Consider the following 19,357-nt stretch of genomic DNA (forward strand, 5'->3'; position numbering starts at 1 on the left):
ATTCCCAAGATCGATTGCGCTTTTGCAGCAACATGCATGGAGCCAGTTCACCTAACACCGGGCACCAAGCGTTGAAGCGAATGAACTTAATTCACTCTGCGATGTGTTGTTTAGCAAGAATGGCCCTGCCTGCGATGATGGCAATGGCCACCCAAACGATGAGGCGCAAGGTCATCGCGCCCACCGTGCGCATCTCGAAGGCTCCACCCCCATAGATGTGCAGACCAAAAAGTGCGAACACAGCCGCGATCGAGACAGCTATTGTGATAGCGATCCAAACCGCCCAGCGACGCAACATCGCTATCCCAACGCCAGCCAGAACATAGACAAACCCCGATAGAAAATTGAACCACAATACGAAGTAAACCGCGTTGCCAGCTGCTGCCTGCGCAGCTTCACCACCGAAAAGCACTCGGCCACCGGACAGTATCGTCAGAACTCCAAAGACAATGGCGACGCCTGCAGCAGTTTTCATTGGCCAATTTCTGTTTGAAAGGTTCTTCACGACACTTCCTCCTCTTGATCTTCCAAAACTCCATCGCGCAGGTGAAACAACCGGTCGAAGCGGTCGTAGATCTTTTCGTCATGGGTGACGGCGACAATGCAGGCATCCTGTTCGGCAGCCAGTTTGCGCAGAAGATCCATCACGATCCCCGCGCGTTTGCTGTCCAGCGCCGCCGTAGGCTCGTCCGCAAGGATGATGCGCGGACTGTTCGCGAGCGCGCGCGCGATAGCCACGCGTTGCGCTTCACCTCCCGACAGAAGTGCCGGCATGGCGTCCTTGCGATGGCCTACTTCAAGATAATCGAGCAACTCCACAGCCCGCTCTTGAGCCTCCACAGACGATCGACCCGCCAGCGTCAACACCAAGGCGACATTGTCACGGGCGTTGAGAAACGGAAGCAGGTTGTGGAACTGGAAGATGAAGCCGATCTTGTCGAGCCGCAGGCGGCGCAGATCGCCGCGCAGGGCGCGGTTGTCATAGACCAGTTCGCCGTCCAGTGTCACCCGGCCTACGGTCGGCGCGATGATGCAGCCGATAACGTTGAGCAGTGTGGTCTTGCCCGACCCCGACGGGCCCAGCAGGGCCACGACCTCGCCACGGCGTACGGTCAGGTCAATGTCGCGCAGCGCATCGACGCGCGCCTCGCCCTCGCCAAAATGCTTGGAGACGCCGGCGATCTCGATCAGGGGCTGGCGCGCGTCATCCATTGTTCAGCCTCCGATCGCTGTTGCCGGATCAACCTTCAGCGCGGCGCGGACACCAAGCCCGCTGGCGACGATACAAACCACGATGATAATCCCGCCGAGTGCCGCCGCATTCACCGGCTCCAGCACGACGCGGCGGGGGAAGTAGTCCTTGACCAGCAGGATCAGGATCAGGCCGAAACTCCAGCCAACCATACCCAGGGCTAGCGATTGTTGCACGATCAGGCTGACGATGGTGCGATCGGGCGCGCCGATCAGTTTCAAGGTGGCGATCTGCTTCAGTTTCTCCATCGTCATTGTGTAGATGATCAGCGCGATCACCACGGCCGAGACCGTCAGCAGAATACCGAGGAACAGGCCGATCTGCCGCTTGGCGCGGTCCACGACCGACCCGATCAGGATCGCCTCCTGCTCTGCCTGCGTCAGCGCGCCGAGGTGCTTCCACTGACGAACAGTGGTGGCGACACCCAGCGGATCGGCCGCGGGTTCGAGCCGCGCGATGACCGCCGCAACGGTGTCGGCGCTTTTCAGCAGGCCGGCACCCCGGGCGGTCTGGACTCGCTGGGCTGGCGGGGCAAGTTGCGATTGCAGGGTTTGCGCATCTGGAAGCGTGATGAACGCGGCAGGGTCGCCGCCCGAATTCATCGTATCCTCGACCAGGCCGACGACAGCAAAGCTGTTGCGGCCGAGGCGGATGCGGTCGCCGACGACAAGCCCGGTCTGCCGGTCGGCCACCAGTTCGAAATGGGTCTGCGTGATGCCGCGCCCCTCGGCAATGGTCTGCGGCCCACCTGGGCGCCCTGGCTCATAGCCGATGACATACAGGCGCAGTGTTTCGCCCGCATGGCGTGCCTCGACGGTCTGGTAGGTGATGCTGCCCGCTTCTGCCACGCCATGCAGCCGGGCGACGGCATCGCGGGTTCTGCCAGGGATCTTTGAGGCCTCCGCAAAGGGGCCTTGCGTGCCCGATTCCACCACCCATAAATCGGCCTGCGGTGCCTTCACAATATTCAATGCGTCGGCGACCAGACCGTTGTAGATCCCGATCATCGCCAGCACGACCGCCATCAGCAGACTGAGACCAAGACAGGTCAGCACAAATCGAAACAGGTTGTGGCGCACATCGCGGTAGGCAAGGTTCATGATGCCCCTCCCCCCAAAACACGCGCCATCCGCCCTTCGGACAGGCCTTTCACGGGAGCCGAGACCACCTGGTCACCCTCGGCCAGTCCGTTCAAGATCTGCAGCCGGGCGTCTTCCGTGCGATGGCCGAACACCGCAGAAACCTTGGTCAGTTTCCCGTCCCGCACCACCCAAACGCGGCCCTGGTGCCCATCGAAACCGCTGACGGCAATCTCGGGCACAAGGAAGGCTTCGGTCAGAAGAGCGACGGTGATCCTGACTTCGGCCTGTTCTCCCAGATAGACTTGCGGCGGACAGCGGTAGCACGCGATCCACACGCGCCGCTCCTCGTTGACGCGATCACTCTCGATTCCGATCCGCGCCACCGTGCCGCTAAAGACCTCGTGTGGCAGCGACCGCAGCCGAACCTCTGCCGACTGGCCCAAGGCAATGGCACCGGCACGCGCTTCGTCGACATAAGCCAGTGTCCAGACGGTTGTGGGGTCCATCAGCGTGAAAATCGGCTCGCCCGCACGCACGACCGTGCCCGCCTCGACGTGTCGATCTACGATAATCGCGTCGAAGGGTGCCCTCAGGACATGATGATCGAGGAGCGCTTGCTCGTAGCGCAATGCAGCTTCGGCATCGGCACGTTGTGCCAGCGCGACCGCGATATCGCTTTCGGCCACGGCAAGCTCCGCGGCCGCGACGTCCACGTCGCGCTGCGCTTCCTCCGCTCTTTGCGCAGAGATCGTGTTGCGGACGGCCAAGGCTTGTTGACGGGTATTGGTCGCCTCACGCTGTGCAAGAACGGCACGTGCACGCACGACGTTCGCGCGGGTTCGTCCAAGTGTCGCGTCCGCCGCTTCGGCGGATGCGGCGGCACGTGCCACCCGGGCCTCCTGTTCGGCGGCGTGCAGTCGCGCCAGTATCTGACCCCGCGCAACGGCATCGCCACCATCGACCTCCAGACCGGTCAAGGCGGCACCAACCTCGAACCCGATCCGGGAAACGATGCGCGCCTCAACTGTGCCAAGTCCGTAGACCCGGACCGGGACATCCCGATCGATGGTGACCACCGGCACCGCGATGGGGCGTTCGGTCAGAAAGACCCAACCGGCCACGCCGATCAATGCGATGACGGCAATGGCCACCAGGCCTTGGCGTGTTCTGCGTTTCATGAGCTTGGCTCCCCGTCTGGGGCGGCCCGAAACAGGCGCATCTGCGCGTCGAGAAGTCGCTCGCCCTCTTTCGCAAGCGGGAACGAGCGGTCACCGAGTGACCAACGCAGCGCCATCCCCTGTATCAGCGAAATCAACAGGACCGCGGCATCTTCCGGGACAAGATCGGAGCGAACGCGCCCCGTATCACGGGCGCGGGTGAGCTCCGCCAGCAGCAGTCCCTGAAAACGCGTCATGAGGGCCCGAAAACTCTGACGCAGATCGCCGTTTTCGGTTTGCAATTCGTGTGAATGCAGGATCGCGGGGATCGCAGGATTGGCTTCGATCTGGCGAAATTGAACGAGAACGAGCGCGACCAGCTGTCGATCCGGCTCACGCTCTTTCGCCAGTGCCCCCTCCCATGCGTTTGTCATCCTTTCGGTGATGACCTCTGCCACCGCCTGCCAAAGGGCCTGTTTCGTCGGGAAGTGTCGGAAGATCGCGGGTTGGGTCAGCCCAACGGCATCCGCGACTGCCTGGGTCGTCAGCCGGTCCGGCCCAAGCTCATCAGCCAACCGCAGGGCGGTTGCAACGATCTCTGCCTTGCGATCATCGGCGGATTTGCGTGGCATGCCCGTTGTCCTAAGTTAGTTATCTATTACTAACTAATGCTGCTTCATCTCTCCTTCAAGTGTCTTTGTCGCCGTCAGTGTTTGTAAAATCCTGACAGCGCTCAAAACCGACGAGACAAAGATCAACCTCAGCGGCGCGACATATCTTTGGGCGCTAGATGCGAGGTTACCTCATTATTCTGATTTCGGATCGGCACAGCGAACAGCCCTTAAGATCATTGGAAGGTACAAAAACCGCTCGGCACGTAACAAATCGTACTGCCCCCAAATCTGGAGCATTCCAAGCCGCAATCCCTTGCATGTCGGAATCTTCATCTTATCCAACGTTTTCCAGTCGAACATCGTTAAACTGCCGCAAACAGGCTATGATCTCGGCTTCAGTCGAAAACAGGCAGGCGGCAGTCGAAAGAGCATCGGCCAGACCTGCGGATTGCGCCGACACGGAAATTTCGGACCACATGGCCGCGACGGACGTCCCGCTCTTGGGATCGAGGATGTGGCTTTCCCCGCTGCTTCCCTTTCCGAAGGTCGTACCGCGCGGTGCCGACGTGGCCAAGGCACGGGCCTTGAGAGGCACCTCTCCCCCGGCAGCAAGACGCACGGGCCAAGCGTCGCCGTCGGGAGCGCCGCCCAACGCGCGGAATTCGCCGGTATCGATCAGCACGTTGTCGAGCCCTTCACCCGCCAGCAGATCTGCGATGCGATCCGCGATGACGCCCTGCGCGATGCCGTTCAACGTCAGCGCCATGCCGGGCCGCAGCATGATCCGGTCGGGCGCGACCTGCACGCCGTCCCACCCGATCAGCGCGCGCGCGCGGCTGAGGTCGGTGTCCTTAGGCGCATGACCGGCAATGGCGGCGTCTGCGTAGGCCCGCCAGAGCGGCTGAACTGTCGGGTCGAACCGGCCTTCAGTTGCCGCAAGAACGCGACCGGCCAATGACAAGCATTCCAGAAGCTCGAACGGCGGCGCGGTGAGCGAGCCGTCCCGATTGAGCCGCGCCAGCGCGCTTTCGGGGCGGAAAAGGCTGAACACATCCTCCAGACGGTCGATCTCGGACGCGACGCGGGCCGCGATGGCGGCGGCGTCGGGATGGGCTAGCCGCAGCGTCGCGCGCGCGCCAAGCGCCCTGCCCTGCCACGTGTGCATTTCCGCCCGCGCCATCGCGGAGGCGGGAAAGGCGGTCGCGGCGGCGAGGATGGTCAGCATCCGGCGTCGGGATATCATTGTCATCTCAGTCTCCCATCTTGTCGGACAGCGCGCGCAGCCGGTCCTGAAACGCGCTGTCGTCAGTGTCGTGAACCAGATCCACCGGCGCCAGCACCGCCGCGTCGGGGATCTCGTCGAGCGTCATCACCGCGCCGCCGTTAGCCGAGGCGAAATCCTGCGCCGCGGCGGGGTCGGAGAAGGGCACCAGTTCGGGCGCGCCCATGCCGCCGACGACATCCGCGCCGACAACGAAAAGCGCATCCTGCGCGTCGATCCAGTTCTGCGCACCGGGGGAGTCCCAGCTTGCGCCCGCAGCCCCCATGTCGTTGACCCAGACGGCGACGACCTCGTGGCTTTGTTCGGGCATCCGCAGATAGGCCACCACGTCGCGCACCTGGCTGAAGAAAAGCGGCGCGCCGGGCAATCCGGCCAGATGTGCCTGCGCCTTGGGCCCGTCATGTTCGAGCAGGGTCATCTGGCAGTAATGCCCCACCGCGTCGGGGCTGAGCGCCACCGGAGTGACATCCTGCGCCACCTCTTCCTTGCAGGCAGCCAAGGCGAGGCAAAACAAGACAAACGAGAGGCGTTTCATGCGTCCACCTTTCTGAAGGTCAGCGCGGCCAGGGCCAGCGCGAGGAAGGGCCAGCTCACAACCGAGCACAGCGATTGCCATTGCGGGATTGCGCCCGCCGCACCCGCCACGCCCGAGGCGGCGGCGCTGGCCTCGGCGGCACTCAGGTTGAACAGGCGGAAGGCGTCGGCGGGATTGGCCAGAAGGGCGGCAGGAAAGACCTGCGTGGTGAAGAATCCGCCATCATCCGCTACAACCGCCGCCAGCAGCCCCAGATCGTAGAGCACGACAAGCCCGAGCCAGACGCCGATGGCCAGCCCCGCCGCCCCCGATGCACGCCGCGACAGGGCCGAGACCGCGTAGCCGATGCCGAGGAAGGTCGCGCCGAGCAGCACCGAGGTCCAGGTCAGCCGCCAGAGCGCGCCCAGACCCGCGACCGCCTCCGTATCGTTCAGGATGGCGATCAAGGCGGCTGATCCATAGCCTGCAACAAGCGCCACGATCAGGATCGCCACATGCGCCAGCAGCTTGCCCGCCAGCACTTCCCACCGCGCCACCGGGTAGGTCAGCAAGAGCGGCAGCGTGCCGCGTTCGACCTCTCCGGCGATGGCGTCGAAGGACATGAGCAGCGCCACCAGCGGCACCAGATAGACCGAGAGCGAGGTGAGCGAGGCGACCACCACCGACAGGCGGTCCGCCCCCAGCGCGCCGGTCGGCGCGGAGCCTGCGGCGGACAGGACGAGCGAGAACACCACCATCAGCAGCACCGCGATCAGCACCCAGCGGTTGCGCCGCGCGATGTTCGCCTCGATCCGGGCGGTGGCAAGGATGCGCGCGATCATTGGCCATCCCTCCGGCTGAAATGGCTGTAGATGTCCTCGAGGCTGGGAGGGATCACCTCCAGATCGGCGACCTTGCCACGCATCTCGGAAATCCGCGCCAGCGTGGCCAGCTTGTCGTCCTGAGCGCAGGTCAGGTGCAGGCCTTCCTTGGTCTGGATCGCATTTGGGAACGCTTCCATCAATTCGGACGCGTAGCCGTTGATCGCTGTCACATGCAGCGCCACCGGCAGCGCCGCCTCGCTGCGCAGATCGGAGAGCGAACCACCGGCCACCATGCGTCCGCCCGACAGGATAAGCAGCCGGTCGGTGCGCGCCTCCACTTCGGTGAGCGCGTGGCTCGACAGCAGGATGGCGGCCCCTTCGGCGGCAAGCCCGTCGAGCAGTTCGTAGAAATCGCGCCGCGACACCGGGTCGAGCCCGCTGGTCGGCTCATCGAGCACCAGCAGACGCGGATGCCCGATCAGCGCCTGCGCAAGGCCGACGCGCTGCCGCATGCCCTTGGAATAGGTGCCGATCCGGCGCGTCGCGGCATCGCCCAAACCGACCCGGCCCAGCAGGTCGCGCGCGCCTTTCGGATCGACGCCGCGCAGGCGCATGTAGAAGGTGATCTGTTCCAGCCCGGTCAGTGCGTAATGGAAGGCGGCGTTCTCGGGCAGATAGGCCACGCGCTCGCGCGCCTCCGCATCGCCGGGCGTCGCGCCGCAGACCGAGATCTCGCCGCCGTCGGGCGAAATCAGACCGAGAATGATCTTCATCAGCGTCGACTTGCCGGCACCGTTATGGCCCAGCAGCGCCACCCGTTCGCCGGGGGCGACGGTCAGCGACACATCGGTCAGGGCATGCACCCCGCCAAAGCGCTTAGTGAGACGAGAGATCGTTAACGTCGATGTCATTCATATCGCTTTCATCGCGGCGCACGGCGGCTTCGGCCTCCATCGCGGCGTAATCTTCGGGCACCGCGATCTGCGGCGCGGTCATCAGGGGCGCGCTGTCCACGACACCGCCTGGCAGCGTCGCCGGAAAGCTCGATTGTGCCCAGCGGATCAGTTGCACGGCCGGCGCGCCGGTTAGCAGGCGCGCGGCGGGTTGCGACCACAGGATGTGGTCCATCAGGTCGTTGGGCCGAAACGGGCTGTCGGCGATGCCGTCGCCACCAAGGTCGAAACCGGGATGGTCGGACCAGTAATTGCCTCGCCCCTCGAAGCTCCATTCGATATCGCGGGTGCCCACGTATTTCACCTGCTCGCGGTTGCCGATGAAGGCGTTGCCGGTCAGCACGTTGCGTTCGGACCCGGCGGTGAAATGGATGCCGATCTCGCAGCCCTCGAAGCGGTTGTTGTAGATCAGGTTCTTGTGCGCGTTGTAGATAAAGGTGCAGCGGTTCGCGCCGCCGCGCACGAGGTTGCCCGACACCTCGGCATTGTTGGCGTAGTTGAGCATCACGCCGTGGCTGATGTCGGACAGGCTCAGGTTGTCCTTCACGATGATGTTGTTCGAAAACATGATCGCGTAACCGAGCCCGTTGCCGATGGACACGTTGCCCGACACTTCAGAATCGTTGGTATACATGTAATGCACGGCGAAACGCAGGTCGCGGAAAAGGTTGTTGCGATAGGTGCCGGTGCGCGACGCATTGGAAAAGATGCCATCGCGGCCCCAGCGCACCGAATTGCCCTCGACCAGCGTGCCGGGAGAGTTCCAGACATAGATGCCGTTGCCCCGGTCATTGACACGGGCCTGCCGCGTGCCCTCGATGGTGTTGCGCAGCACCTGCGCGTCGCGCCCGCCATGCACATCGACACCGTGCAGGTTGCCGATCACCCGGTTGTCCGCGACCACGGCGCGATCCGCGCCCTTGAGGATTTTCACCCCCGCATCGAGCGCCTCGCTGTCCATGCCCGATCCGGTCACGGTCAGCCCCCGCAGCGTCACATCCGGCGCGTCGATGGTGACAACCGTGCCCTGGCCCATGCCGTCGATCATCGCCGTCTGCGGCCCGGTCAGGGTCAAGGGTCGGTCGATGGTGATGGCACCTTCGTAGCGTCCTTCGGAAAGCATCAGCACATCGCCGGGTTGGGCCCCGGCGATGGCTTTGGCAAGCGTGCCCTGCCCCGCCGGCACGGCGATCTCGGCCGCCCAAAGGGGCAGCGCGACAAGCAGCGTCAGCATAAGGGTCAGGACACGCAACATGGCTCAGCTCGCCCGCGGTTCGACGAACATCCGGCCGCGCATCTCCATGTGGAGCGCGTGGCAGAACCACTGGCAGTAGTACCAGTAGACACCCGGCTGCGCCGCGGTGAAGGTCACAGACGAGGTTGCCTGTGGCCCGACTTCCATCGCGAGACCGTGGTTGCCAAGGGTGAAGCCGTGGGTCAGGTCGTCGATGTCATCAAGGTTGGTGACATAGACGGTCACTTCATCCCCCTGCTGAACCGTGAACGTCTCGAGTGAAAAGTTCGGCGCTTGGCTCGACATATAGACACGCACCTTGTTGCCGTCGCGGATCACCGTGTCCTGCCAATCGTCGAGATCGACACCGTCGGCTTCGGCCTGATTGCGGGCGTCCTGCCACATCGGGTCATTCCGATCCCAGACCGATTTCGGGCTGACCTTGGACGGATCGACGATGATCGAGTCGTGCGGCTCGGCAAAGGTCGGACCGTCATGGATCAGCGTCAGGTCGTCCCCGTCGATCGCGAACAATTGTTCGTTTTCCGGCTTGAGCGGCCCGACATTGAGGAACCGGTCTTTGGAAAACTTGTTCATCGTCAGGTAGTACTTGTCGGTCGCGTCAAGCGTTTCGCCCATCACGGTCGAGTTGTGGCCCGGCTGGTAATGCACGTCCTTCTTGACGATGATTGGATCCACGTCTGCACCGTTATACAGTTCGATTGCCTTCTCAATGTTCCACTTCACCACCTGGCTGTCGAGGAAGAGCGTCGTATAGGCGTTGCCCTTGCCGTCGTAGCAAGTGTGAAGCGGCCCAAGCCCCAGTTCCGGTTCGGCCACCACGACGCTGCGCGGATCGGCGTCTTCGTTGAACACCGCGTCGAGCTTGCGCACGTCGATCACGGACACGGTCGGCGACAGCTTGCCCGCAACGCAGAGGTGAACCTTGTCGGGCGCCATGTTGATGCCGTGCGGGTTGTTCGGAATCGGGATGTAGCGGGTGTACTTGTTGTTCTGCCCCTTGCGCCCGTCCAGCACCTTGACGCCGTTCAGTTCTTGGTAATCCCCCGCCTCAATGCCTTTCTCGATCTCGGCGATGTTGAAGACAACGACGTGGTCCATGTCCTTCTCGGTCATCTCGGGCAGGGTCATCCCCATTTCCGAGTTGTACGATGTCGAGAAGGCGTATTTGCCGTCGTAATCGCAATCGGTGTTGTCGAGGTTGCCCGTCACCATCACCTGCCATGCGACCGTCATTTCGTCGGCATTGATGGCGGTGTAGAAGTTTACGTACTTGTCGGGCTCATCGAGGATCTGCCCGTCATTGACCATCGGCACTTCGTCCTCGCCGTTGGCGAATACGTAGTTGGTGCGCGGCCATTTTTGCGGACGCAGGCCGTGGATCGCCTTGGCGTTCGGGATCTCGATGATCTTGTCACATTTCATAACGTCGCAGCGCACGCGGGCAACGCGGGTGTTGGCCTTGTCATTCATGAACAGATAGCGCCCGTCATAGGTGCCTTCGGTGAAGGACATATGCGGGTGGTGCAAATCGCCGTTGGGCGGGAATTCATGACCGTTGGCAGCCAGATAGGCCTTGGTCTTTTCGGTCAGGCCTTCGGTCAGGATTTTCTTGGACTCGTTCGTGATGCCCCATCCGGTGGCCGAGCAGATGTTGAACACCGGCACGCGCATCAATTCACGCATCGACGGGATGCCGAGAATCCGCATCTCGCCGCACTGGCCCGAGGACCAGAAGCCGTAATATTCGTCAAGCTGACCGGGGGCCACTTCGGCACCGGTTGCGGCGCGTACGCTTGTCGTGCCGGCAACGGTAGCCGCGCCTACTGCGGCGGTTCCCGTCAGCATCGCGCGAGAGCCGAACGCTCCGGCAAGTGCCGCGCCCCCGGCCGTGGCGCCCAGAAGGCCCCGGCGTGTGATTGGCAGTTTCTTTCCCTCAGACATAAAATATCCTTTCAGGTTGCAGGGTGAGTCTTGGGTTGGTTCGGATGCCCCGAGATGTCGCGGCTCAGATCGGGAGCGGCCCCGACCTTGGCGCGCCGCTTGATCTTCTTGATGACGACCGGGCATTGGGTTGTGGACTGGTACAGCACCTGGCAGTGCAGGCAGTTGATGCATTCATTCGGATTGATCTCACCCGTGGGGTGGATCGCCTGAACCGGACATTGGTGCGCGCAGGTCTGACACGGGTTGCCGCACTCGTGATAGCGCTTGAGCCAGTCGAACATGCGCAACCGCGCCGGGATCGCAAGCGCCGCGCCTAGCGGGCACAGGTAGCGGCAGAAGAACCGTTCGACGAAGAGACCCGCGATCAACAATGCGGCGGCGTAGGCGACAAAGGGCCAGGCGCGCATGAAGTTCAGGATGATCGCGGTCTTGAACGGCTCCACTTCGGCCAATCGCTCGGCCTGTTCGATGCTCATGAGGGACACGCCAAACAGCCCGAGGAAGATCATGTATTTCACCGGCCAGAGCCGTTCGTTAAGGCCCCAGGGCAGCGTCCATTGCGGGATCCGCAGCGCGCGCGCGATCTGGTTGAGCAATTCCTGCAAGGCGCCGAACGGGCACAGCCAACCGCAATAGGCACCGCGCCCCCAGAACAGAAGTGCTGCGGCGACCGAGAACCACAGGATAAAGGTCAGCGGGTCGAGCAGGAACGCCTGCCAACTGAAGCCCGAGGTCAATGAGTTGAAAAGCGCGATGAGGTTCACGACGGACAGCTGCGCATTGGCGTACCAGCCAAGATACACAAGGACAACCGTTAGGAACGTCATGCGAAACCAGAAGAAGACGCGTTCGTTGCGGGTGGCGATGCCCTGAAAGAAAAACACCAGCGTCAGCAGCGCGAGCATCCCGCCGACCACGGCGATTTCCGTGGTCTTGTCCGCCCAGATGCGTTTCCAAAGCGCCTGATGCGCCTGATCTTCGGATTGCGTGGTGACAGTGGTCACGGCCGCCGGAACCTCGGGCGCGGTGGCCGGAGCGATGGACCGCAGGTATTGATCCGGCAGACGGTAGCCCAGATCGAACGTGGTGAAGATCTTTTCGATCGCGCCGACCTCGCGCTGTACCAGAAGCTGAATGCGGAACGGTTCGGTCGGATCGAAGCCGCTGTCTGCGGGGATCTTGAACAGGTCCGCCTCGTTGAACTGGGGCGCGCCCTCGGCGTCGATACCGTTGATGCGCTGGTGCATCCGGTCACGGAAGCGCACCGAGATATCGTCCTGAATGAGAACGATCCGGTCGAAAATCCCGCCGCGCACGTAGCCGGAGCCCTTGAAGGAATAAAGCCCACGGCCAAAGATCGCGACCGCGTGATCACCCTCGTCCAGCCAGGATTGAAGGTTGTCAGCACGCGCATCGCCCAGGATCGCCGTCGCAATCGCGGGGTGCGAGATCAGGGTGGCCTGCATCTCTATGAAGGTGGTTTCCGGCGCTTCGGTCAGCGCGCGGTCGTCGGCGCGGGGATCGTCCATCGCGGCAAAGGCAGCGTTGACCTGTCCTACGTCCAGCGACAACCGTCGCAGCGTGCCGTCGCCTTCCAGCGTCATCCAGTCGTCGGCAGCGATGGCGTCCGGATCGATCTCGAACTGCGGCCCGATTTCGACCTCCACGGCAAGCCCGCCAAGCCCCAGCTGCCGCGCGACCTTCAGACCGGCGCGGATGATGGAGTCGTCGATCACCATGATCGTCACGGTCGCGCCCGAGATGATGTCGAGCTCATGCGCCGTGCCGCCGGATTCGGCCTCGGCCACAAGATCGAGGCCACGATAGTTCGCCACCAGCGCCTTGACCTTGGCATCCGGTATCCCGATCAGAACGATCGGTTCGTAGTGTTTGACAAGTTCGACACCGATCACCTGGGCCGCATCATCAACGGCGACCATCGTATGGATCGGCTTGCCGGAATAGCCCGTTGTCGAAACGAAATCCGACGTGATGAAGGCCCAGCCGATCTGCTCTTGGTCGCGGAGCACCTGAACGACCGGCAGATCGTCGTGAACGCGCCCAAAGCTTGTCGCCCCTTCGACCACATCTCCGGCAGCGATATCGGGCAGGAGGCGGGACAGTTCGGACTGCGCCTGCACCGACTGCGTGAAGAGCAGCGTCGCGAGGCACAAAAGCGATACCCTGAGAAGGGAGCGAAGAAAGATCATGAGCGGATTTCCGTTTGGTCAATCTGCCCAAGCTGCGCTGCCGGAGGGCCGCGCTGATCGGCAGAAAGGTATTCAATTCGAGGGATCAACACGCCAGTGGCGTTAACCGAAGCTGGCTGTTCGAGAAACGGGGCCGTCATGTCGGGGATCACGGCCGCCACGGACAGGTCACCAGCCATGATGCAGCAGGCATGGGTGCGGTCGCAATCGTCCGTTGGCGTGACCGGCTGACCATTCCGCCCAAGCCGCACCACCTTCACCACACCGTCAAGACACAGCTCCACCATCGTCGCGTCAGACATCGCCATCGCACGCGCCGCCGGACCCGAAAAGACGAGCGACAGTGACAGACATGCCAGAAGAAGAGTTGAGACGACGGTTCGCATGACGCCTTCTTTATTCGGTCTCAAGCGCGCCAAGTTTGATCTAGCGCAAATAGAAACATTTAAGATCTGCCTTCTGACCCGAGGTCATTCAGAAAAGGCTGGCAAGAGGCACCCCGACCGCATCGGAATCGATCTGCAAAGACCAAGCCACATTATCGTGGCGCTCATCTCGTTCGGTTCAAGTGCTTGTCAAACTTAACAAAAAGCCAAAGCACCAAGGGATTCGCGTTGCTCCCTCATCGCGCGCATCGGTTGAAGTCCGCGCGACACCTGCACACGATCGCTTCGTTGCCGGTGTCGATGAACCGACACTCCTGAACGCGACACCGTGTGCACGACTCAGGCCTAACAGAACCGGACGCTTTGGCGCAAGGATTCTCCGATCCCGCCGCAAAAGCCGCGCTTCGCCATGGCGATGGAGCCAAAATCCACCGAGCACATTAGGCGCTATCAGGAGAAAGCTGCTACCCGGCACGTCCCCCAAGAGGAACCCTGACAGCCGGGTACATTTTTTGTTGCTGAATTTGATCTACTGCAAAGTCAGCTTTTCCAAATCCGCGCATATGGGGGTCATGGAACATATAGACACCCTCAAGGCGCTTGGCCTTTTCGATGCGCGCGTGCCGCGCTACACATCTTATCCCACTGCAGCGGTCTTCTCGCCGCAGATCGGCGGCGCGTTTCAGAAAGCGGCGCTGGAAGGGCTTGATCCGGCGGACCCGGTTTCCGTCTACATCCACATCCCCTTTTGCGAACGGCTTTGCTGGTTCTGCGCCTGTCATACGCAGGGCACGCAGACGCTCGGACCGGTCGAAAGCTATATCGGCACGCTCGAAGCGGAGCTTGAATTGCTGCGCCGGACCCTGCCCTCCGGCCTGCGCATGGGCCGTCTGCATTGGGGCGGCGGCACGCCAACGATCCTGCCGCCGCCGCTGATCCATCGGCTGGCCAAGGCGATCCGCTCTGTCTTTCCCGAGGCCGAGCAACATGAATTCTCGGTCGAGATCGACCCGACGATGGTCGACCGCGCCAAGATCGACGCGCTGGCCGCCGAAGGGCTGACCCGCGCCTCCATCGGCATTCAGGATTTCGACCCCGAGGTGCAGCAGGCCATCGGCCGCCTGCAACCGTTCGAGGTAACGCGCGCCTGCGTCGACGATCTGCGTGCGGCGGGCATCACCTCGCTCAACACCGATCTGGTCTACGGCCTGCCGCATCAGACCCTCGCCCGGATCGAAGACACCATCGACAAGGTGCTGACCTTCGCCCCCGACCGCGTCGCGCTGTTCGGCTATGCGCATGTGCCCTGGGTGTCGAAGCGGCAAAAGCTGATCCCCGAAGGGGCATTGCCCGACGATCTGACGCGCTACAGGCTGGCCACCCGCGCAGCGGAGCGGTTCACGGATGCGGGCCTGACCGCCATCGGCATCGACCATTTCGCCCGCCCCGGCGACGACCTTGCGCAATCACTTGCCGCCGGCCGCTTGCGCCGGAACTTTCAAGGCTACACCGCCGACGCCTGCCAGACCCTGATCGGGCTTGGCGCCTCTTCAATCTCGCGGTTTCCGAGCGGCTATGTGCAGAACGCCCCTGCGACAGCAGCCTATATACAACGCCTCAATACGGGCGATTTTCCAGGTGCGCGAGGCTATCTTATGACAACCGAAGACCAGCTCCGCGCGCGCGCCATTGAACGATTGATGTGCATGTTCACACTCGATCTGCACGAACTCAAAGATGAGTTCGGCCCGTTTGCGGATACGCTGTCCTCATCGCTGGCCGAGATGGCTACGCGGTTTGCGCCTTTTGCCACGCTCACCGAAAACCGCCTCGACATAGCGCCGGCAGGCCGCGCTTTGACACGCATTATTGCATCGACTCTCGATCAACACGTGCCGGATGGCATAAAATATTCTCGCGCGTCGTAGAATCTCAGTTACACCAGTTACCAGATTCAGCCGACCGCGAATGCAAAGCCGCCAAGAGAGTGCCGAGCACGCCGCTTGGCTATTGCGGTTGCACGTGTCGGCTACAAAAGCACCGATCTGTTCACGCCGCGCGTTGGCGTGAGAGGTCTCAGGCCACATCCCGTTCCTTGTCCAACACGGCGTGTAGCCAACGGACCAAGACCTCCAGGGAAGGCTCGAGCTCCGTTGTTTCAGGGCCCACAAAGTCTTGAAAGGCCTCCAGGTTTAATGCGTTGACCCCAACAAGAACGGGGATATCGCGCGCAATGGCCTCTGCGATCACCGAACGGAAACCCCGACCATCGGCCTCGTGCTTTCCGAACTTGTTCACGATCAACAGCTCCGGGGCGGCCTCAAGCCCTGTCTCGACCAGTCCAACAGCCGTTTCGAGAGTGGCAGGGTCCAGTCGGCATCCCCTCGCCCCGGCCCCGAGGTTTTGGGAAATCCGCAACACAGGCCCATCCGGGAGCACCTTGACATCCATGTCGCACGGATGCGTGCCACAATCGGTGTTGATCTGAACCGTGCCGCATGTTCGATACCCGTCAGACGCGAGGTGTTGCGCCAAGGTGAAAAGCAACTGATCGGTATCACCGCGCCCAGGACCCATCGTATAAGCAATCTTCATGGTCTTTCTTCCTTTATCAATCACGGAAAGGCTGGAACTCGACCAGCGCACCTTCCGGCAGAACTTCAACTTCCGACGGAATCAAAATGACGCCATCTGCTGCGGGAAGCCGCGCCACGCGCCCGGAATGGGTGGTCTTGTCAAAGCGGACGATCTCACGGCCTGTGCTGTCGAAACCTGAGATTTCCGCGAGCCGCACTTCGCATCGCCCGTAGCTGTGGCGCAACTCCTGTGACAGCACCACATGACGGCGGTCGGGCGATGACGCGCTGTTCCCGGCAAGGGACTGGCAAAGCACCGTTCCGAAAAGCTGCCAGGTGACGAATGCGGAGAGCGGATTGCCTGGCAGCCCCAGCCAATGCGCCTGTCCCAAACGACCGTACGAGACCGGCTTGCCGGGTTTTATCGCAACGCCGCTGAACACCATATCCAGACCAAGATCACTCAAGGCGGGTTTGACATGATCTTCCTCACCCACCGATATCCCGCCGGTGGTGACGATCAGGTCGACCTCGTCGGCAAGCGCGCTGAGCTGCTGCCGCAGAGCTGCGCGATTGTCCCGAAACCCCAGGACATCGACCAATTCGATCTCCGGAGCAGGGATCAGAGCGCTTAGCATCGGCGTATTCACATCCCAGATGCCGCCAGAGCTCAATGTCCGGCCGGGGGAATTCACTTCATCACCGGTGACAACAAGCGCAACCCGAAGCCGACGGCGCACGCAAACGGTTGCCCGCCCTGCTGCCGCGCAGGCTGCGATATCACGCCCCGTCAGGGTGCGGCCCGCAGGGACAACCATGTCGCCCGCCGCCATGTCCTCGCCCTTGCGCCGGACATGCGCGCCTGCCAGAATCTCATGCGAAACGATAATGGTGTTTTCTGTGCGTCGGACGTTTTCCTGCATCACGACCGCATCCGCACCATCGGGCATCAGTGCGCCTGTAAAGATCTGTGCTGCCGCGCCCATCGGCAGCGGTTCCGAGCCGCGCTGCCCTGCCGGAATGCGGGTGACAACGGGAAGCCGCCACGGTCCCGGCCCGACCAGGCAGGCCGTGTTCAGCGCAAACCCGTCCATCGCGGCATTGTCAAACGGGGGGGCGGCCGCGATTGCAGAAATAGGTTCGGCCAGAGTTCGTCCACGCGCCCCGGCAAGTGCCACCTCTTCTGACTCCCGAACGTGTCCCGCGTTTCGCGATATCTGCGCAACCGCTTCATCGATTGATATCAAATCCCCCGGATGATCTGCAGAGCCGCATCCGCACCCCTGCTCTTCGATCCTCGTGAGAACAGTCATTTTGCAGCCTCCTGTTGGAAATGCCCCGGTCCCAAAGTGCAGTCGAGATCGCGCAACCGCCCGTCCTTCAGACCATAGATGAGTCCGTGAATGCGGATGTTGGCTTTTGCGCGCCAAGCTCTCTGGATGATCGGCGTTTCCGCAACACGCCGAACCCCTTCGATGACGTTGAATTCGGCCAGCCTGTCTTGCTTTGCTTCCGCGCAATCCTCCCGCGCGAGGTCCACGGCGTAGGCGCGGGCCAGGCGGCGGATCGGCTCCAACCAATGGTCGGCTAGGCCATGCGGCAGGTCCTCCGTGGCGGCCTTCACGCCGCCGCAGCCATAGTGGCCACAGACAATGATCTCGCGAACACGCAACGCATCGACGGCAAACTCAAGCGCCGAAAGCATGTTCATGTCGGCTGAATGGATCACATTAGCCACATTGCGATGGACGAATACTTCGCCGGGATCCAGCCCAGCGACGACATTGGCAGGCACTCTGCTGTCAGAGCAGCCGATCCAAAAGAACTCTGGCGATTGCTGTTGTGCCAGCCTCGGGAAATATCCCGGCTCCTCGGCATTGATCGTGTCAGACCACCGGGCATTTCGCTCCAGAAGATCAGCCAGCATGTTCCGCTCCTTGTTCGGTTGCCTGTCCCCGGCGCTCCAACATATGTGTGCGCATCGTTTCGAGATCGGCTTTGGTCAACCGCGCGCGGGCAAGCGGAAGGAGGATGGCATTTTCGAGGATCAGATGGCGCCGCGCATGTGTGGCGAAGTCCGACATCTTGGTGCAGTCCGTATCGGAAAGCGGCTCTTTGCGATCCGCTTGGGCCACGATCAACGCGGCAATGGCCGGCGAATCGCCAATCGCATGGCGGTGATCGGCTTGCAGACGCGTGATCATCTTGTCGATTTCTTCGTCCGGATCGCAGCGTTCGAGCATCAAGGGAAAGAGGTCACTCTCCTCGTCCGCAAGATGCTTTGGCAAATCGTCGATCAGGAATGTGCGCATCATTGCGATGTCTCCGTGATCGACCGGTTCTCCCTCCACCATGCGATCGATCAGGGTGCAGACTTCCCGCTCACGCAGGTGGTCTTCGGCCATGAAATCCAATGGATTCTCTAGCGTCACAAGGCGATGTGTTGCGCTGCGTGCCGTGTTCAGACGTCTGTCTCGATCTCGCGCCATCGGTCCTTCCTCCCGTTCAGACCTGCTTCAGATCCGCCCCTTCGATATCTGCGGATTGGACCAACTGGTCGACAAACCGCCGCGCTTCGCGCGCCCATGCGGCCTTTTCGAGCGCCTCCGCAATCCTGGCACGCACTGCAGCCAGGGGGAGAACTTGTCCCAAGGCCAGAGCGTCCATGCGAATGATGTGGTACCCGTGCCGTGTCAGGACCGGTTCGGATGTGACCTCCCCCTCAGCCAGAGTGCGCAGTGCGGCCTCGAATTCCGGAACTGTATCTCCCGGACCCAATTGGCCTAAAGCTCCGCCCGAGGATTTCGACCCACAGTCACTTTCGCGGGCGGCCAGAGCGGCAAATGCTTTCGGATCGTTTGACGCGATGTCCAACAGTTTTTGGGCGCGGTTCAACGCACGGTCTCGGGCTTCCGCGTCTCTTGGATCACAGGCAATGAGAATATGTGACACCTCCCAAAGTGGCGGGGACCGAAAGCGCGAGGGATCCTTGCTCCACTCGGCCTCGATTGCTGCGTCATCGGGGGCTCCGACATCGATGGCCTCTTCGAGGAGGCCCCGTATCCGGGCCTCCTCGTCGGTCTCGAAACGGCCCGGCCCCACCTCCTGCGGGTCAGCGGCAATGCCGCGTGATCGGGCTTCCTGCAGAAGCAGCGTTCGGATCGCAACTGCGTTGGCCGCTTTCCGCCAGGCAATTCCGGGCTTGCCCTTTGGGGCGTCCTGGTTCTGCGTTTCTGCGGCGACGAGCGTGTGCGGCACATGCTCGCCGTTCACGATCAGATCGGGAAACAATGCTGCATTCATGA

General features: G+C 62.2%; 19 protein-coding genes. 1 reads left to right on the forward strand and 18 read right to left on the reverse strand.

Going from position 1 to position 19,357, the window contains the following annotated elements; all coding sequences use genetic code 11:
• Positions 1 to 91: 91 nt before the first annotated feature.
• From MUB52_RS19015 to MUB52_RS19075, 13 genes are all read right to left on the reverse strand, one after another.
• Positions 92 to 505 (reverse strand): hypothetical protein, encoded by a 414-nt coding sequence (locus tag MUB52_RS19015; protein ID WP_318527447.1) that lies wholly within the window; start codon positions 503 to 505, stop codon positions 92 to 94.
• The gene (locus MUB52_RS19020; protein WP_263845731.1) at positions 502 to 1,212 is read right to left on the reverse strand and encodes an ABC transporter ATP-binding protein; all 711 of its coding nucleotides are present in this window, start codon (positions 1,210 to 1,212) and stop codon (positions 502 to 504) included. Before MUB52_RS19020 ends, MUB52_RS19015 begins: the two co-directional genes overlap by 4 nt.
• A 3-nt stretch (positions 1,213 to 1,215) precedes the next feature.
• A complete protein-coding gene (locus MUB52_RS19025) occupies positions 1,216 to 2,352 on the reverse strand; it encodes an ABC transporter permease (protein ID WP_263845732.1) in 1,137 nt (378 codons plus the stop codon).
• A complete protein-coding gene (locus tag MUB52_RS19030) occupies positions 2,349 to 3,512 on the reverse strand; it encodes an efflux RND transporter periplasmic adaptor subunit (RefSeq protein ID WP_263845733.1) in 1,164 nt (387 codons plus the stop codon). The genes MUB52_RS19025 and MUB52_RS19030 overlap by 4 nt, the downstream gene beginning before the upstream one ends.
• Positions 3,509 to 4,123 (reverse strand): TetR/AcrR family transcriptional regulator, encoded by a 615-nt coding sequence (locus MUB52_RS19035; protein ID WP_263845734.1) that lies wholly within the window; start codon positions 4,121 to 4,123, stop codon positions 3,509 to 3,511. The genes MUB52_RS19030 and MUB52_RS19035 overlap by 4 nt, the downstream gene beginning before the upstream one ends.
• A 316-nt stretch (positions 4,124 to 4,439) precedes the next feature.
• Positions 4,440 to 5,354 carry an FAD:protein FMN transferase gene (locus tag MUB52_RS19040; RefSeq protein ID WP_263845735.1) on the reverse strand — a complete coding sequence of 305 codons (915 nt, stop codon included), beginning with the start codon at positions 5,352 to 5,354 and terminating at the stop codon, positions 4,440 to 4,442.
• A gap of 1 nt (position 5,355) precedes the next feature.
• Complete coding sequence (locus MUB52_RS19045; RefSeq protein ID WP_263845736.1) at positions 5,356 to 5,922, reverse strand: nitrous oxide reductase accessory protein NosL; 567 nt, start codon at positions 5,920 to 5,922, stop codon at positions 5,356 to 5,358.
• Entirely contained in the window at positions 5,919 to 6,743 is an 825-nt protein-coding gene (locus MUB52_RS19050) for an ABC transporter permease (protein WP_263845737.1), read from the reverse strand. Before MUB52_RS19050 ends, MUB52_RS19045 begins: the two co-directional genes overlap by 4 nt.
• Complete coding sequence (locus MUB52_RS19055) at positions 6,740 to 7,636, reverse strand: ABC transporter ATP-binding protein (protein ID WP_263845738.1); 897 nt, start codon at positions 7,634 to 7,636, stop codon at positions 6,740 to 6,742. The genes MUB52_RS19050 and MUB52_RS19055 overlap by 4 nt, the downstream gene beginning before the upstream one ends.
• Positions 7,602 to 8,933 (reverse strand): nitrous oxide reductase family maturation protein NosD, encoded by a 1,332-nt coding sequence (locus tag MUB52_RS19060; RefSeq protein WP_263845739.1) that lies wholly within the window; start codon positions 8,931 to 8,933, stop codon positions 7,602 to 7,604. The genes MUB52_RS19055 and MUB52_RS19060 overlap by 35 nt, the downstream gene beginning before the upstream one ends.
• Before the next feature lie 3 nt (positions 8,934 to 8,936).
• On the reverse strand, positions 8,937 to 10,877 hold the full coding sequence (gene nosZ / locus MUB52_RS19065; RefSeq protein ID WP_263845740.1) for a TAT-dependent nitrous-oxide reductase: 1,941 nt from the start codon (positions 10,875 to 10,877) through the stop codon (positions 8,937 to 8,939).
• An 11-nt stretch (positions 10,878 to 10,888) separates the two neighbouring features.
• Positions 10,889 to 13,090 carry a NosR/NirI family protein gene (locus MUB52_RS19070; protein ID WP_263845741.1) on the reverse strand — a complete coding sequence of 734 codons (2,202 nt, stop codon included), beginning with the start codon at positions 13,088 to 13,090 and terminating at the stop codon, positions 10,889 to 10,891.
• Positions 13,087 to 13,509 carry a hypothetical protein gene (locus MUB52_RS19075; RefSeq protein WP_263845742.1) on the reverse strand — a complete coding sequence of 141 codons (423 nt, stop codon included), beginning with the start codon at positions 13,507 to 13,509 and terminating at the stop codon, positions 13,087 to 13,089. Before MUB52_RS19075 ends, MUB52_RS19070 begins: the two co-directional genes overlap by 4 nt.
• 539 nt (positions 13,510 to 14,048) lie before the next feature.
• On the opposite strand from MUB52_RS19075, the gene hemN reads away from it, so the two are divergent.
• Positions 14,049 to 15,404 carry an oxygen-independent coproporphyrinogen III oxidase gene (gene hemN, locus MUB52_RS19080; RefSeq protein WP_263845743.1) on the forward strand — a complete coding sequence of 452 codons (1,356 nt, stop codon included), beginning with the start codon at positions 14,049 to 14,051 and terminating at the stop codon, positions 15,402 to 15,404.
• Between the two features lie 148 nt (positions 15,405 to 15,552).
• Here the strand turns inward: hemN and MUB52_RS19085 are convergent, their stop codons facing one another.
• Genes MUB52_RS19085 through MUB52_RS19105 form a run of 5 tightly spaced genes read right to left on the reverse strand, consistent with a single transcriptional unit; the run spans position 15,553 to position 19,355 of the window.
• On the reverse strand, positions 15,553 to 16,071 hold the full coding sequence (locus MUB52_RS19085) for a DUF2478 domain-containing protein (RefSeq protein ID WP_263845782.1): 519 nt from the start codon (positions 16,069 to 16,071) through the stop codon (positions 15,553 to 15,555).
• Between the two features lie 16 nt (positions 16,072 to 16,087).
• A complete protein-coding gene (locus tag MUB52_RS19090; protein ID WP_263845744.1) occupies positions 16,088 to 17,365 on the reverse strand; it encodes a molybdopterin molybdotransferase MoeA in 1,278 nt (425 codons plus the stop codon).
• Positions 17,362 to 17,979 (reverse strand): carbonic anhydrase, encoded by a 618-nt coding sequence (locus MUB52_RS19095; protein ID WP_263845745.1) that lies wholly within the window; start codon positions 17,977 to 17,979, stop codon positions 17,362 to 17,364. The genes MUB52_RS19090 and MUB52_RS19095 overlap by 4 nt, the downstream gene beginning before the upstream one ends.
• On the reverse strand, positions 17,969 to 18,541 hold the full coding sequence (locus tag MUB52_RS19100) for a hemerythrin domain-containing protein (RefSeq protein WP_263845746.1): 573 nt from the start codon (positions 18,539 to 18,541) through the stop codon (positions 17,969 to 17,971). Before MUB52_RS19100 ends, MUB52_RS19095 begins: the two co-directional genes overlap by 11 nt.
• A gap of 16 nt (positions 18,542 to 18,557) precedes the next feature.
• Complete coding sequence (locus tag MUB52_RS19105; protein WP_263845747.1) at positions 18,558 to 19,355, reverse strand: peptidylprolyl isomerase; 798 nt, start codon at positions 19,353 to 19,355, stop codon at positions 18,558 to 18,560.
• Positions 19,356 to 19,357: the final 2 nt, after the last annotated feature.

The organism is Roseobacter sinensis, from assembly GCF_025755255.1.
Lineage (GTDB): Bacteria > Pseudomonadota > Alphaproteobacteria > Rhodobacterales > Rhodobacteraceae > Roseobacter > Roseobacter sinensis.